Source organism: Dyella sp. (assembly GCF_035277725.1).
Classification (GTDB): domain Bacteria; phylum Pseudomonadota; class Gammaproteobacteria; order Xanthomonadales; family Rhodanobacteraceae; genus Dyella_B.
In genome coordinates this window covers 26,743-43,721 of sequence record NZ_DATEJY010000198.1, presented here as the reverse complement: position 1 = coordinate 43,721, position 16,979 = coordinate 26,743, and the positions used below count along the sequence as shown (strand labels likewise).

Here is a 16,979-nt window from a genome sequence, read left to right as displayed (position 1 = left end):
GGCGAGGCCGTGCATTCACGCAGGCCATAAACAAGTAGCGCCAACGTGTCCACGGTTCATGCATCGCAGCAATGTTCTGCTCGCCGCGCCGTGAGAAAAAGTGAGTATTCGTGAACTTGGTGATTTTCACGTGCGATTACGTGAGTGCCCCATGGATGGCGAATCGAGATGCTGTTGCCCAAACACATTCCCGGCGTTGCAGATCACGCATCGACAGGGATTACACGGACAGCAGGGCCGAGGGGATCCCGCATCGGTTTCCACGCCTCGGTGCGTCACGCCACAGCGTGACGCGCTCTGCGTCATCTACTCGCATGGAGAGGGCAGTAAGGCATGAACAAGATCTACAGCAAAGTCTGGAACGCATCGATCGGCCAGATCGTAGTGGCTTCGGAACTGGCTAGCAGCAAAGTCGGCACGGGTGGTGCCGGTAACCACAAAGGGCGTTCCGGCGTTGCGTTGATCAAGCTTTCGCTGGCGATCATGCTTGGTTTGGGGTTGGCGCCGAAGGCGGCATTGGCGGACGTGTGCGAGGGCTCCTTTGCCGTGGGCAACGAACCGATCGCAGCCAGCACCGCCTTTGCATGCGGTGCGCTGGCCGAAGCGACTGGCAAGTACAGCGCGGCCATCGGGAATCAGGCAACGGCGGTGGGCGAATATTCCAGCGCGCTGGGATATAAAGCACGGTCGCGCGGTGACGAGAGCGTCGCTATTGGCCATGATGCTTCGTCCTTTAACAAGGGTAGCGTCGCCATTGGCCAGAACAGTCATTCCTCTGGCGAAGGCAGTGTTGCACTTGGACGGGACAGTGATGCTTCGGGCGCTGGCAGCGTGGCGCTTGGCGATGGTTCCATTGCGCGAGAGGCCGGGGTGGTCTCCATTGGCGACGTCGGCACAGAGCGTCGCATCGTCAATGTTGCGCCCGGCATCCATGACACCGACGCCGTAAACATGTCCCAGCTACATGAGCTTGGCGACAGCGTCAGCGACGCGCAGCACTACTTCAAGGCCAACGGCGATAACGATGGTTTCAACGACGCCAGTGCGCAAGGGCGGTATGCGGTAGCGGCGGGTAGCGGCAGCGTGGCGTACGGCGATGAGAGTGTTGCCATCGGTAAAGACAGCGCTGCCTATAAAGCCGGTAGCACTGCAGTGGGCGCGGAAAGTATTGCCAACGGGGACGCATCGAGCGCATACGGTGCAGGGGCGACGGCTCAGGGCGACTATTCAGTGGCTGCAGGTGTCGCTGCCACCGCATCCGCTAAATATGCAACGGCGATGGGTGCAGCGGCGCGTGCCGAAGACCTTGCCAGTACTGCCGTTGGCGCATCCGCCTACGCGAATGGATTAGAGGCAACCGCCATCGGTGCGGCTAGTAAAGCGGAAGGCGATCTAAGCACTGCCGTGGGTGGCCATGCACAGGCCACTAACAATGCGGCCACTGCAATCGGCAATAGTGCCATTGCCTATGGTATCGGCAGCACGGCACTTGGTCAGGACAGCATTGCATTTGGCATTGCATCGGTTGCCTTAGGTCAAAGCGCGCAGTCGTGGGGCGATCTCAACACGGCAGTCGGTACGTTTGCCATCGCCGACGGCGTCGAATCTGCGACGGCCGTGGGCGTGCTCTCCCATGCATCGGGCATGGGCTCCACGGCCCTTGGTGGCGGAGCAACCAGCTTGGGTGACGGCAGCCTGGCCGCCGGCTTCGGTGCCAGCAGCGTGAGTGAAGCCTCGCTGGCACTGGGCGCTTTCAGCGTGGCCAATGGGCCGCGTGCCGTGGCCGTGGGCGCAGATGCCTACGCGCTGGCTCAATCGTCCATAGCCGTCGGTACCGGTATCGATTTCAAAGCCGGCGACGTCATGCCGTATGCGGGATTTGATCCGGGTGTATCGGCTACGGGTTTCGGAGCCATTGCCATGGGTAAAGGCGCAGCGATCGGCAACAATGCGACAGCTGGCGTGGCGATCGGTCTGGGCGCGACCGTGAATCACGGCGCTGAGCAGGGCATCGCCATTGGCACGGCTTCGTATGCAGGTGGCTTGCAGTCCATCGCCATGGGCGGCCTCACCACCACATCGCCATTCGGGGCACCGCGCGCTACCACGGCCCTCGGTTTTGGATCATTGGCATTGGGTGCTGGCGCGCGCGTGGCGCAAGACCAGGGTGTTGCGCTGGGTTGGGCCAGCGAGGTAAACGCCGTCAATGCCGTGGCACTGGGCGCAGGGTCCTTGGCCGATCGCAACGACACCGTTTCGGTAGGCAATGCACTCACCGGCGAAACGCGCCAGATCACCAACGTGGCAGAAGGTGCGGAGCCCACGGATGCGGTGAACAAGTCGCAGCTCGACGCGTTGGCTGGCCGAGTCGGCGATGGCAACAAATATTTCATTGCCAACGGCGAAGGCGAGTTCTCGCTGGATGATGCTCTCGCCGCAGGCGATTACGCCGTCGCTGCAGGTAGCCGTAGTTACGCTGGAGGCGAGCGCTCGATTGCCGTGGGCAGGAATAGCCGGGCAACAGCGAACGGCGCGGTAGCGATGGGTGCGAACAGCCATGCGGATGGCGTCGGTAGTGTTGCTGTCGGCGAAGTCGCCGGTGCGGACAGCTCATTCGCTTCTTCGTTGGGTTTCGATGCGCAGGCAGCTGCCATTGGTAGCACCGCGGTCGGCGCATTCACGCGTGCCAACGGTGAGGAAAGTACTGCGCTCGGCGATAACAGCAACGCCAACGGCACCCAGTCCGTTGCTGCCGGTTATGCCAGCCAAGCCAGCGGTAACGGGGCCAGCGCATTCGGTGGGCAAAGTCAGGCCGCTGAGTCCGCGACAGCGGTGGGCTATGGCAGCCACGCAGATGGCATGTACAGCGTTGCCGCCGGCTTTAACGCCAACGGTACAGGTGGTGGAAGTACCGCCGTGGGTACCTTCAGCAGTGCAGCAGCCGATTACAGCACGGCTGTGGGCACGTTCAGCACCGCACGTGGTGGAAACAGCACTGCCATCGGTCGCGATAGCCTCGCGAATGCTGAAGACAGCATTGCCGCTGGTACCGTCGCATCGGCATACGGTAAGCGCAGCACGGCGGTAGGTTACCGAAGCGCAACGTTGCGTGATGACAGCATCGCGATGGGGACCTCGAGTACCGCTGTGGGTGACAGTAGCGTTGCGTATGGACCTGCTGCATGGGCGGGTAGCGACAACAGCGTCGCCATTGGTCGTGAAAGCCGAGTCGGTGGTTTCGGCGCCCCGGAAAGCCTGAATTCCGTCGCGATAGGAGCATGGGCGAAAGTTGAAGCCACCAATGCGGTGGCCCTCGGTGCAAACGCCTACACGGATCGCGACAACACGGTTTCGGTGGGTGGCATTGGCAACGAACGCCAGATCACCAACCTCGCAGCCGGTACGGAAGGCACGGATGCGGTAAACAAGAATCAATTGGACGAGGTGGCAAGCGCTGCATATCCAACGTCTCGCTATTTCAAAGCCAAGGGTGCGGTGGGCGACATAGTCGATCCTTTCGATTCGGCGATTGCCAGCGGCGAATATTCCGTAAGCAGCGGCGCATACAGTGATGCTGAGGGTGAGCGGTCTGTCGCCGTCGGTGCGTTCAGCCACGCCAGCGGTGCTTTTTCCACCGCGCAAGGTGCCAGTAGCGTCGCGGAAGGACTGGGGTCCAGCGCCTTTGGCGCGAGCGCGAACGCACTGGACGAAGCAACGACCGCCCTGGGTGCAGAGAGCGTTGCGGCTGCCTTTGAAGCCACCGCCATCGGCGCTGCATCGAGAGCGGGCGGGCAAGGCAGCGTCTCCATGGGTAGCCGGGCAAGCAGTGCCGGCGACCAGGCGATTGCCATTGGCAACATGGCATACGCCTCCGGCGATGGAAGCATCGTGCTAGGCGGAAGCTATGTGCCCCCGCCTGGCTCATTCCCCTTCCTGGAATTTGCACAGGCTTATGGTCGCAACGCGGTTGCCATTGGCGGAAGCGCCATTGCCCAAGGTGATGACAGCCTGGCGCTCGGTCCGGCGTCGCAAAGCAATGCCAATAACGCTGTGGCGTTGGGCGCAGGATCGCAGGCGAATCGGGACAATACCGTATCCGTAGGCAGCGTCCACCGCGAACGCCAGATCACCAACGTGGCCGCAGGTACTCAAGCTACCGACGCGGTAAACAAGTCGCAGCTCGATGCGCTGGGCGACAGCATCGGTGCAGCCAGCCATTACTTTGCCGCGACAGGCCAAGGTAATGATGACGCCGTCGTTACCGGCGAATTCGGTACGGCTGCCGGAGCGGGTAGTCATGCCAACGGTTACGGTGCATCGGCCTTCGGTAGCGGCGCCACGGCATTCGGCGATCAATCCACCGCTATCGGCTACGCCAGTGCTGTGAAGGGTGATCGGAGTGTGGCCATCGGTAGCAATAACAGTGTCGCGGGTGATTCAGCGACCGCCATGGGTAATCAGCTGCGGGTGAACAGCGATAAGGCCATTGCGCTGGGTAACCAGAACTTCATCGGCAACAACTCATCTCAAACTCTTGCTATCGGCAACCTGTCAAGCGTTGGTAATGACGCCCTTAACAGTATTGCGATAGGTACTCTCGCATCCGTTGGCGATAAGGCTCAAAATTCGATTGCGATAGGCACTAGCGCCATAGTCAGTTCTCAAATGTCCACCGGTGTTGGCGGTATTGCTGCAGATCTGTCTTTAGGGGTCGCTACGTTGAATATTTCCGGCGTAAGCAGCGTCGCACTCGGTGCCTCGCATGTCGTCGGTAACTTTGGCGTAGGTATCGGTAACTTCAGCGCCGTTCTGGGGAATCGGGCCGTAGCCCTTGGTTATGGGTCGATTGCTGATCGTGACGATAGCGTGTCGGTAGGTAGAGACACCTTTACGCGTCAAATCACCAACGTCAAAGCCGGTACGGAAGCCACTGACGCTGTCAATAAGTCGCAGCTTGATGCCGTCGCCAGCCAGATAGGTAGCGGCAACAAGTATTTTGCGGCCCAGGGGGGAGTTGGCGCGGATGCTGATGCGGTGGCTCAGGCTGACTACGCCACTGCCGCAGGCGAAGGCAGCTCCGCCATGGGCACTGGTTCGTCCGCTTTCGGCAGTGGCGCCAATGCAATAGGCGATTACAGTGTGGCGAGCGGCTATGGCAGCGCGGCGACAGGTAACAGGTCGGTAGCACAAGGCTGGCAGAGCGAAGCGATCGGGGCACAATCCGTCGCCATCGGTGCTGGCTCCATTTCCAACGGAAATTTTGGTGTTGGCGTAGGCTCAAAGAGCGTAGTCAATGGTTTCGGTTCCGCCGCCATTGGCAGTGGCGCAATAGTCAATGGACCGTTCAGCGTGGCCTTGGGCTTCACCGCTTTGGCCGACGGTACCTTCACCACAGCTATGGGTTCGGGAGCCCATGCTCTTGAAAATGCCACCGCCGTTGGCAGCAACAGTTATGCCGCCGACGCGGGCACTGCAGTGGGTGCTGGTGCGTCAGCAAACCTCACGGCTGTCGCAGTAGGCGTCGACAGCGTCGCAGATGAAGGCGGTGTCGTCGTTGGTCTTAATACGCTTGCCAGCGTCAATAGCACTGCGATCGGTACCGAAAGCTGGGCGACGGGCGATATGGCGACCGCGTTGGGCTACAACAGCTACGGCCAAGCCAGCGGCACTTTGGCACTGGGTGCCAATGCATGGGCCATCGCCGATAACAGCGTGGCGTTGGGCCAGGGCTCGTTGGCCGATCGCCCGAACACGGTCTCCGTCGGTGCAGCGCATGATTGGCAGGGCCTGGATGGCACCGTGTACAAGGCAACCGATCGCCAGATCACCAACGTAGCGGCCGGTACGGAAGGTACCGACGCAGTGAACCTGGATCAGCTGAATGCTGCAGTGGGCGATGGCAGCACCAATCGCTACTTCAAGGCTGACGGCAATAATGATGGCACTGACGATGCCGTCGCGAGCGGTACGTTTGCAGTGGCCACTGGTGCGCGCGCCAACGCCTCCAATGATGGTGCCGTGGCATTGGGTGCGTTCAGCAATGCAAAGGGCACCAATAGCGTCGCACTTGGCTATAACGCACGTGCGAACGGCAACGACAGCTTGGCGTTGGGAGCGCGCAGCGAGAGCAACCACTTCAATAGTGTGGCTTTGGGCAGTGGCAGCGTTACCGATCGCAACAATTCCGTGTCGGTGGGCAACAGTAGCCTGCAACGCCAAATCACGAACGTTGCCGATGGTGTCGCCGATACCGATGCCGTCAACGTCCGTCAGCTCAAGCAGGTTGGCTTGGTGGACGGTGCCGGAAGCATCGTGTCGGCCGTCACGTATGACGACAGCAACAGCCAGAGCAAAGTGACGTTCGGTAAATCCGGGCAAGGTACTACGCTGTCCAACGTTGCTGCGGGTATCGCCAATGGCGATGCGGTGAACGTCGCGCAGTTCAAGTCACTGGCTGAATCCATTGGGGGTGTGACGTATGGTGCCAATGGCATGGTGGTCGCGCCCCAGTTCAACATCCTCGGTACGCCTTACGGCACCGTGAGCGAGGCTTTCGGCGCGGTGAACAATGCGCTCGGCTCCCTGGATTCACGCCTCGGCAAACTGGAAAGCAATCCTGGTTCCGGCGGTGGTGGCAGCGGCATTCCAATGGGCACGGGCGATGGTTTGCCCGTGGGCGTTGGCAGCCATGCGGATGGCACGAACGATGTGGCCGTGGGCACGGGCTCCATCGTCAGTGCCGAAAGCGGCACCGCGCTGGGCCAGGGCAGCTCGGTCACGGCGTCCAACGCGGTGGCGATCGGTGCTGGTTCCGTAGCGGATCAGGAAAACACCGTGTCCATGGGCAATGCTGATCAGCAACGTCGCGTGACGAACGTCGCCGATGGTGTGGCAGCCACCGACGCCGCCACAGTGGGTCAGGTCACCGCCTTCACCCAGAATGCGATCAATGCGGCGCAGAGCTACGCCGATGCGGGTGACGCGCAAACACTGAGCGCAGCCAATGCCTATACCGACCAGAAGGTCTCCAACCTTGTCACCAATGACAATTTCAACGCCTTCAAAGATTCGGTGAACAGCCAGTTCCACGCGGTTAACCAGCGCCTGAGCCGTGTTGGCGCGATGGGCGCGGCGATGGCAGGTATGGCAGGTGCTATCGCCGCCGCACCGGGTACCGATAACCGCGTCAGCGCAGCAGCCGGCACCTACGGTGGCGAGAACGCACTCTCGGTGGGCTTCTCGCGTCGCCTTCCGGGTAATGGTGCGCTGCTGATCGGTGGCTCGGTTGCCGGTGGCGGCGAATCCAGCGGCACCGTGGGCGTCAGCTTCGGTTGGTAATGGGATAGCGCCCCTTTTCTCTCTTCGATGGAAGGGGCGCTGCTTCCAGTGTCATGCGACATGGCAAGAACCGATGGTTTGCGTCATTCGCCACTTCATCCGGGGCGGGGAAAGCTCCGGACCTACTTCAAGGAAACATGCATGAAGTCATTTCAGCCTCTGCGCATTGGCGCGCTTGCGGCAGCTCTGGTGCTGGCTATTCCGGCGGTCCATGCCGCGCAGACCACGTCTCTGCCAGCCAAAGTTATAGGTGTCAATCAAGCAAGCGAAACATATGATCGCTTCATCGTCACCTACAAGAACGGCTCCGCCGAGCGAAGCAGTAGCACTGCTGCTTTGCAGGGCGTGAACGCTGCGCTCGGTCGTACCGGCTTGAACAAGGCCACGATCTCATCCAACGGGACTTCGACGCCGGGCGTGTCTGCGTTCTATCAGCGCAAGCTTGCGACAGGTTCCGATGTTGTGCGTACGTCGCGCAAGTTGAATCAAAGCGAAGCCAACACCCTTATGACGCAGCTCGCTTCCGATCCGGCCGTGGTACACGTCCAGCCCGACCACGTCATGCGCGCGGTGCGAGATATCAAGGCTGCCTCCGACATCGCGAAACCTACCGACAAGACCTCTGGTGATCCGTTCGCACCGAACGATCCGGACTACACAAGGTACCAATGGCATTTCTCGAATCCTACCGGTGGCGCGAACGTCGACCAGGCATGGAATATCGCCGATGGCTCGGATGTGACCGTGGCTGTCATCGACACCGGCATCACGGAACACCCAGATCTAGATACGTCGCTGGGCGATGCCGGCTATGACTTTATTTCTGATTCGGCGGTATCTGGCCGTCCTGATAACGGTTATGCACCGGGTGGCTGGGATCTAGGCGATTGGACGATGCCGGGGAAGGGGCTGTGTTCCAGGAACGACCCGGTCCAAGGCAGCAGTTGGCACGGCACCAACGTGGCGGGTGTGATTGGTGAAGTGACTAACAATGGTGTAGGCATGGCCGGTGTCGCTTACAACGCCAAAGTGTTGCCAGTACGCGTGCTGGGTCATTGCGGCGGTTATGAAAGCGATATTTCCGAAGCGATTGAATGGGCCTCAGGTGGTCACGTGGACGGCGTGCCGGACAATACGCATCCGGTAAAAGTCATCAACTTGAGTCTGGGTGGAGCCGCACCGTGTACACCTGCCACGCCGGAATACCAGGCTATCCAAAACGCTATTAGTCGCGGCGTTACCGTAGTGGTGGCAGCGGGCAATGATAATCAGGACGTATCCAACGATACCCCTGCCAGTTGTCCTGGCGTCATTGCGGTAGCATCCAATGGCATCACCGGCAAGCGCGCGTTTTATTCCAACTACGGCAGCGGCGTCACGATCTCGGCACCAGGCGGCGGTGTCTACCAAAACGATGTGTCCTCCGGCCAGCAAGCCAACCCTGAAGGTTTCGTGTGGGCGGCCATCAATTTGGGTACGGAAGACCCCATCTATCCTGCCGATCCAGTCCAAGCGTACGCAGGCATGGCGGGTACCTCCCAGGCAGCGCCGCATGTCACGGCTGCGGTGGCGATGATGGTGGGTGCGGTAAAGACCGCGGGCCTGCCTGACCTTACTCCTGCGCAGATCCACGACACCTTGGAGAAGTCCGCACGTCCGTTCCCGGTGGCGGAGGACCAAAAGATCGGTGCAGGCATTCTCGATGCCTATGCCGCCGTCAACGTGGCGGTGAATGGCGAAGACAACGGCGGCAACCCCGGCGATGGCGGTACGATCGCCAAGACGTTGACCAAGGGCGTCCTGCTGTCCGGTCAGAGTTCTACTGGCGGCAGCATCCTGTATGCGATCTGGGTGCCAGCAGGCGCCACCACTTTGAACCTGCGCACCCTCGGTGGCGCCGGTGATGTGGCGCTGTACGTGAAGGCTGGCGCCGTACCGGCAGTGGATGGCAGCAATGCTGACTCCCGCTCTGCAAAACCAGGCACCAGCCAAGCGGTGGTCATTCAAGCTCCGCAGGCGGCTACGTACTACTTGCGCGTGGCTCCGCAGCAGGGCAGCGGCTTCAACAATATCTCCGTGCTGGGTGACTACAAGCCGTAACAGTCCGGTCTGACCTCAAAAGCCCCGGCGCTATGCCGGGGCTTTTTCATGCGCAAAAGCTGATTTGAAGAGGAAAGGGTTGCATTGCCGAAACTTATCTCTATGATGGAAATCCATAGATATTATCTATTAGTTGGCTTATGAACCTACGCGACCTCCACTACCTCGTCTCCCTCGCCGAACACCGCCATTTTGGCCGTGCGGCGGAAGCCTGTTTCGTCAGCCAACCCACGCTTTCCACTCAGATCAAGAAGCTGGAAGACGAACTGGGTGTGGCATTGGTGGAGCGTACCCCGCGCAAGGTGCTGCTCACCGAAGTGGGCCGCGATATTGCCAATCGCGCGCGTGAGGTGTTGAACGAAATCGAGCAGATCAAGAGCATTGCGCGGCGCACGGTTGATCCCGAATCGGGCACGGTGCGCCTCGGCATCTTCCCCACGCTTGGCCCTTATCTGCTGCCGCATGTGATCCCCGTGGTGCGTGAGCGTTTTCCGCGGCTGGAATTGTTATTGGTTGAGGAGAAAACTGAAGTCGTGCTGCATCGTCTACGCGAAGGAAAGCTCGATGCCGGCGTGCTTGCGTTGCCGATTCACGATGACAACTTGCACGCCGAAATGTTGTTCGAAGAGCCCTTCCTGCTGGCGGTGCCGCAGTCGCATCCGCTGGCCAAGCGTCCGTCGTTGAAGCTTAACGATCTGTCGGATCAAAGCCTGTTGCTGCTGGAAGATGGCCACTGTCTGCGCGACCAGGCGCTGGAGGTTTGCCATATGGCTGGCGCGGGCGAGAAGAGCGGTTTTCGCGCGACGAGTTTGGAAACTTTGCGCCAGATGGTCGCGGCCAACGTAGGTATTACCCTGTTGCCGACGCTGGCGGTGAAGCCACCGGTAGCGCCGGCGCCGAATTTGCAGTTGGTGGAATTCAGTGGCCATCCGCCGAGCCGGCGCATTGCGATGGTGTGGCGCAAGAGTTCGGCGATGGGTGGTTTTCTTAAGCAACTGGCGGAAGTATTCAAGCATCTGCCGCATGATTTGCTTGATCCGCATACGGCGGCGACGGCTTCGGCAAAAAGGCGGCGGGTGGTTTGACCCGTCGTCGATGAGTCCTTGTAGCTTTTTTTCATGTTCATTGCGTGCGACTCAACGCGCTGTACTTGATGTTCGCGTCGATGTGTTTCAGGGCGATTCGTCATTCCGGCTTTCGCCGGAACGACGTCCTGAAGCATGACGATCTTGATGATGAGTAGGTATTGATGCTGCGCGACCCTTCGCATACCACCAGCGTACGCCAAGCACTGAGCGATGCCACCCAACGCCTCGGCGACCGTATCGACGCCGAAGTGCTGCTCGGCTATGCCTTGAGCAAACCACGCAGCTGGTTGATCGCACACGCCGATGATGTGCTTTCGCCAGATCACGCCGCGGCGTATGCGCTATTGATCGAACAGCGTGAAGCAGGCGAGCCCATCGCCTATATCACGGGCCGGCGCGGCTTCTGGTCGCTCGATCTGGAAGTCACGCCCGCGACGCTGATTCCCCGTCCGGAAACCGAGCTGCTGGTCGAGCTGGCGTTGGAACGGGTGCCCGTCGACAAAGCATGCCGCGTGCTGGATCTGGGTACAGGTTCCGGCGCCATCGCCTTGGCGATCGCGCGTGAACGGCCGATGGCGGAGATGGTTGCCGTCGATGCGAGCAGCGAAGCGCTCGACGTGGCGCGCCACAATGCACGGCGTCATCATCTCGGCAACGTGCACTTCGTCCACGGCGATTGGTTTGCGCCATTGGATGACTACCGCTTCGACGTCATCGTGTCCAATCCACCGTATATCGAGTTGGACGATCCACATTTGCAGCAGGGCGATTTGCGTTTCGAGCCGATCAGCGCGCTCGTGTCGGGCCGTGATGGGCTTGATGACATTCGCCGCATCGTGCGTGATGCCGGTCTTCACCTTGTGCGAGGTGGTTGGCTTTTGTTCGAGCATGGTTGGCAGCAAGGCGACGCGGTGCGCGCGTTGCTGCGTGACGCAGATTTCGTGGAGCTTTCAACAGCGCATGATCTTGAACAACGCGATCGCGTGAGCATGGGGCGTTGGCCAATCGCGGGCACTTGCGATTCGCCATGACATTGGGCGTAGACTGCGGCGACTGAAGGGGCCCGGATTCCATCAGTGCGTTCGGGCGTAAACACACCACGTTTACCCCGGATGTGCTGCCATGAATGATCGTATCGCCGCTTCCTTGCTTGTGCCGCGCTATTTGTCGCGCGTCATCCGCTTGATGGTCATCGCCTTGATAGCACCGGCGGCGATGGCGCAGACCAACACGTCACCCGCATCGTCAAGCACTACGGCCTCGCCACTGTCAGTAGGCGACAGTCAACATGTGACCTTGAATGAAGTGATGGTGACAGCCAATCGGCGCCGTGAACCAGAACGGGATGTACCGATGCACGTCGACACGGTGCAGGCTGCCACGTTGCAGCAACTCGGCGCGAAGAATCTCAACGACTACGTGTCGTATCAGCCGGGCGTGTTTTTTGCGAGCGCCGGTGGTACGGGGCAGGGCGAACTGGTGATGCGCGGTGTGTCGACGGGCAATCAGACCAGCCCCACCGTGTCGCTTTATATCGACGATGTGCCCATGGGCGGCAGCACTGTGTATGCGGCTGCGGCGACGTTTTTGTTCGATCCTGCGTTGCTCGATCTGGATCACATCGAATTTCTGTATGGACCGCAGGGTACCTTGTATGGCGCGGGCTCAATGGGCGGGTTGGTGAAATACGTGACGGTGAAGCCAGATCTTGGTGGTTTCAGCGGCAATGTCGGTGCGGATGTTTCCAATACGAATCGCGGCGGCACCAGTTATTCCGAACATGCGTCCATCAATCTTCCGCTTATCAAAGATAAAGCGGCAGTGCGCGTTTCCGTGGTGGATCAGCACGCCACCGGCGTGTATCGCGCGGTGGGTGAAACGCCGGCCGGTGGTGCCGATCGCACGCATACCAAAGGCGCACGCGTGCAACTGGAAGTCGATCCTACCGGCAAGCTCAGTTTGAACGTCACTGCCATGGCGCAGAAGATCATGGCCGATGGTCTGTCGATGGGCGATTTCAATTTGCAGGGGCAGCCGATTTCCGGTGGTCCTTACAACCGAGCACTCAATCATCGCGAGCCATTCACGCAAACGCTGCAGCTTTACTCCTTTCACGCCGGCTACGATTTCGATTGGGGGACGGTGGACTGGATCAGCGCTTATCAGAATTTCGTCAATCACAGCGTGCAGGATTATCCGGATTCGTTCCTGGGTTTGTTGAACGAAATAGGTCCGTTGTTTGGCGTGGATCAGCCGCTCAGCTCGCTGTATGTCGATTCGCAATACACCGTGCACAAGTCATCGCAGGAGATTCGTTTTACGTCCAAAAAGAACCAGACGTTCGATTGGCTGCTCGGCGTTTGGCTGAATCGGGAGGACGTGTGGGAGCAATACGTGCTGCAAGGCGACAACGTGCCGCCGCCCGGTACCACGCCGTTGATTGCGCAAGCCGTCAATTCCCGCTTCGAGGAATACGCCGGCTACGGTGATGTCACATGGCATATCCGTCCCACGCTGGATCTCACGATCGGCGCGCGGGCCAGCGGCAATACGCAGAGGCTTTCCAACGCCGAGGATGGGCCGTTCGCCGGCAGCCCGGGTGGTTTTCGCGAACACGTGAAAGACCAGGACGTCACCAAGATGGTCACGTTGAGCTGGCGGTCCACCGATACCGGCACGTATTACCTGCGCGCTTCCACCGGTTATCGCCCTGGTGGTTTGCAGGCGCCGCTGCAAAGCACCCTGCTGGTGCCCAACCCCAATGCCACCAGCACGTTTGGTTCCGACAACCTGGAAAGCTACGAACTCGGCTACAAGGGCAGCTATCTCGATCATCACTTGAACGTGGGCCTCGATGGCTACGACATCGAGTGGCATCACATGCAGCTTTACACCTACACCCTCGGAAACACGATCATCCAGAATGCCGGCGATGCGCGCATCAAAGGCATCGAACTGCAAGGCAGCTATGCCGACGGGCCGTGGGAGCTGGGCGTATCCGGTGCCTACACGGATGCGTTCACCAACAACGGCGCGCCTCAACTCGGCATCCAGCCTCATGCCAGGCTGCCTTATTCGGCGCGCTGGGCGGGTACGGTAAGCGGTAAATACAAATTCGTGCTGGCCGGCATGCATGCGTACATGGGCGCCGTGGTGCGCGGTTCCAGCCACCGCAATGCCGGTTTCGACGGCGATCTGAGCGATCCGAATTTCAAGCTGCCGGGCTTCATGTTCGTGGATCTCAATGTCGGGGTGACATTGCACGGCGGCGCGAACGTGGATTTCTATGTGCGCAATATCGCGAACCGGCAGGTGCCGATCGGTACGTTGAACGATGAAGCAGTGAATTTCCTCGCCTCAGTCGGCGGCCCGATGCTGGTGCAGATGTCGACGCCGCGCACGGTAGGCATGGCGTTCAACGTGCCGTTTTAGCCGCAGGTTGAGGTGCAAACCCCAACATGGCCATGCGTGTCATCGCGCCATGTTGGGGTTCGCACCCCAACCTACATCGACGCGCGTGTCGCTGATCTGCTTGGGCGGCTCGCCAAGGCGTAGGTTGGGGTGCAAACCCCAACATGGCCATGCCTGTTATCGCGTGGTGTTGGGGTTCGCACCCCAACCTACGTCAATGCCCTGTGCCGCTGATTTCCTTCGGCGGCTTGATCGCATACAGCAACGCCGGCAGAAAAATAAACGTTGCCAGCAAGACCGCTACCAGGCTCACCAGCAGCATGCGGCCCATGCTGGCCATGCCCAAGTCATGCGACAACGCCAGCGAACCGAACGCGGTGCCAGTCGTCAGCGCCGAGAACAACACCGCACGCGCCGACGCCGAACTCACGAATCGCCGCATACCCGCGCGCCAGTTCATCACGAAGTACACGTTGAACGACACGCCCACGCCCAACAGCAACGGCAACGCAATGATGTTGGCGTAATTCACCGCCATGCCCAATGCGCCCGCAAGCAAGGCGGTAATCAGCGCGGACATGCCCAGCGTCAGCAGCACGATGCCGGCGTCCTTGAGGCGGCGGATCACCAGCATCAGCACGATGGCGATCGCGATAATCGCCAGCGTTGCCGCTTGCTTGAACGCCTGCATGATGGTGTCGGCCGAAGCGATGGTGGTGACGGCGGGGCCGCCAGCCTCGGGTGCAACGCGTTGCACGGCTTCCACGAATTTGCGCAGGCCGTCCGTATCTTCTTCGTTGACGGTCGGCGATACCTGGATGCGCACCTGGCCATTCGGGCTGAACCAATCGCGCTTGATCGATTCGGGCAGTGTTTGCAGCGTCACGCCCTGCGCATTCAGCGCATCGCGCAAGCTGTTCAATTGCTTGGGCAGGAAGCGGCTGATCGCTTCGTTCATCATCATCAGTCGGTCATCAGGTGCCTTGCTCAGCTTCTGCAAGGCTGCCTCGATGCTGTGCAGCGGCGAATCCACCGTCATTTCCGGCTTGGCATCGTTGATGGCGTCCAGCGTGTCGCTGATCGCCGAGCGCAACGCCTGCGGCGTCACCGGCGGGGCGGATGGATCGACATCCAGCGACGGCAGCATCAACACCTGCGCCTGGTTGAGCTGCGCCAGCGAGGCTTCCTGCTCGGCGGGTACGAAGGTCGCTCCCGAAATCACCTGCGACACTTCCGGCAGCTTCGAGAGCTTGTCCGTCAACGTGCGCGCGGTGTCCAGGTTGGGCACCATGATGTTGATGTTGAACGGGTTGGTGACCGGGTTATCGGCCAGGCTGCGCAGCGTGCGCATCGGCTCGGAATGGGGATCCTGCGTGTTGAGCGGATTGGCGTCGAACGGCATGCGTATGCCGGCGATCAAGCCGGCGATGCCGAGTGCCGCGAACACGAGCAGCACCGGTTTGTAGTAGCAGTGCAGGAACGAGTCGAGCTTCGGTCCGAACGGCAGCGACAGTTCCTTGTTCTGGCGCGCCGGCTTGGCCAGGCTCAGCAAGGCCGGCAGCAGCGTGAGCGTGCATACCAGCGCGATGCCCATGCCCACGCCTGCGATAGTGCCCAGTTCCGCCACGCCGACGAAGCTGGTGGGTGAGAACGCGAGGAATCCACACGCGGTAGCGGCGGCAGCGACGGCGATCTGATTGCCGGATACGCGCGCGCCTTCGGCCAGTGCCTTGTCGATGTCATCGAGCAACATGCGTTGTTCGCGCAAGCGCACCGCGAACTGGATGCCGAAGTCCACCGCCAGGCCGACGAACAACACCGCGAACGCCACCGAGATCACGTTCAACGTGCCCACTGCAATGGCGGCAAAGCCGGTGGTGAGCGCAAAGCCCACCAGCAGCGTGATCAGGATCGGCACGATGCGGCGGAACGAATGCATGGCCAGATACAGCCACAGCGCAAGCAGCAGCAGGCTGATCACGGTGCTGGCGACAATGCCCTTGGTCAGCGCGCCGAACTGCACGTCGGCCAGCGCGACCGAACCGGTGTAGTCGACGCGCACGCGGCCGGCTTTCACATCCGGCAAGTCTTTGGCGATGTTTTCCAGTGCCTGCGTTGCAGCCAGGCCCGGCTGCAGCGAGCCATCTTCCAGCACCGGATGAGTCAGCACGAACGTCGCGTTCTGCGGCTGCTGCGTTACGTCGGAACCGAGCAGGCCTTGCCACGACAGCGGCGTGGGATGGCCATCCGCGGCGTTGTTGAGGACCTTGGTCAGCTGATCGAGTGCGGGTTTGTATGGGGAAAGATCGGCATGCTGGATGCGCACGCCCGCGGCCATCAGCGACACGCCGTTCAACAAGCCGCGTGCCGACGGATCGGCGGCCAGCGGACCCAGCAGCGGCTGCGCATTCATCAGCGAACCGAGCATCTTGCTCAACTCATCCGGGCCGAGCAGCAGCAGGCCTTCCTGGCGGAAGAAGGGATCGGCATCCGGTCGGCTCACGTCGATGAAGTGTTTCTTGTCCGCGCTCAGCGCCTTGGCCAGGGCGGCGGCGGTTTCGTCGGATTCCTCCGGCGTATCGCCCCGCACCACCACCGCCAGCACGTTGTTGAACTGCGGAAACTCCTTGTCGAACGCCATGGCGTGCTGACGCCACGGCAGCGTCTCGGCAAAAAGGTTGTCGGTGTTGGTATCCACGCCCAAACGCCCGGCGGCGACCCAGATGCTGACGCCGGCCAGCGCGAAGGAAACCAACACCACGGCAATGGCGTAGCGCCGGCAGAATTGGACGAGGCGGACGATGAACTCAGTCACGAGCCTGGGGCTCCTCAAGCCGTGTATGAAAAACGTTAAGGATAGTGCATATACGCCAAGGTTTCCCTTAGAGAGGGATAACTACACAAACGGCTCGCAGGTGAAGATGGCGTGGATGGGCCGCGCAAGCCGGTAGGTTGGGGTGCGAACCCCAACATCGCCATGCCCGGCCATGATCACCATGTTGGGGTTCGCACCAACCTACATGATGCGGCTGTAGGCTGGGG

Annotated in this window: 6 protein-coding genes; 5 read left to right on the top strand and 1 reads right to left on the bottom strand. The window is 60.6% G+C overall.

All coding sequences use genetic code 11. The features are described 5' to 3' along the window. The first annotated feature begins 333 nt into the window (after positions 1-333). The 5 genes from VJR68_RS17140 (at position 334) to VJR68_RS17120 (ending at position 13,958) form a co-directional block, all read left to right on the top strand. On the top strand, positions 334-7,338 hold the full coding sequence (locus VJR68_RS17140; RefSeq protein WP_324149739.1) for an ESPR-type extended signal peptide-containing protein: 7,005 nt from the start codon (positions 334-336) through the stop codon (positions 7,336-7,338). A 141-nt stretch (positions 7,339-7,479) separates the two neighbouring features. Continuing rightward, positions 7,480-9,438, top strand: a complete 1,959-nt coding sequence (locus tag VJR68_RS17135) for a S8 family serine peptidase (protein ID WP_324149738.1) — start codon at positions 7,480-7,482, stop codon at positions 9,436-9,438. A gap of 140 nt (positions 9,439-9,578) precedes the next feature. Beyond that, positions 9,579-10,523, top strand: a complete 945-nt coding sequence (gene oxyR / locus VJR68_RS17130; RefSeq protein WP_324149737.1) for a DNA-binding transcriptional regulator OxyR — start codon at positions 9,579-9,581, stop codon at positions 10,521-10,523. A 164-nt stretch (positions 10,524-10,687) separates the two neighbouring features. Then, positions 10,688-11,557 (top strand): peptide chain release factor N(5)-glutamine methyltransferase, encoded by an 870-nt coding sequence (prmC, locus tag VJR68_RS17125; protein WP_324149736.1) that lies wholly within the window; start codon positions 10,688-10,690, stop codon positions 11,555-11,557. Positions 11,558-11,648: 91 nt separating this feature from the next. Then, positions 11,649-13,958: a TonB-dependent receptor gene (locus VJR68_RS17120; RefSeq protein WP_324149735.1), complete on the top strand. Its 2,310-nt coding sequence runs from the start codon at positions 11,649-11,651 to the stop codon at positions 13,956-13,958. Positions 13,959-14,151: 193 nt separating this feature from the next. Here the strand turns inward: VJR68_RS17120 and VJR68_RS17115 are convergent, their stop codons facing one another. Further along, a complete protein-coding gene (locus VJR68_RS17115) occupies positions 14,152-16,752 on the bottom strand; it encodes an MMPL family transporter (protein ID WP_324149734.1) in 2,601 nt (866 codons plus the stop codon). Between the last annotated feature and the right edge of the window lie 227 nt (positions 16,753-16,979).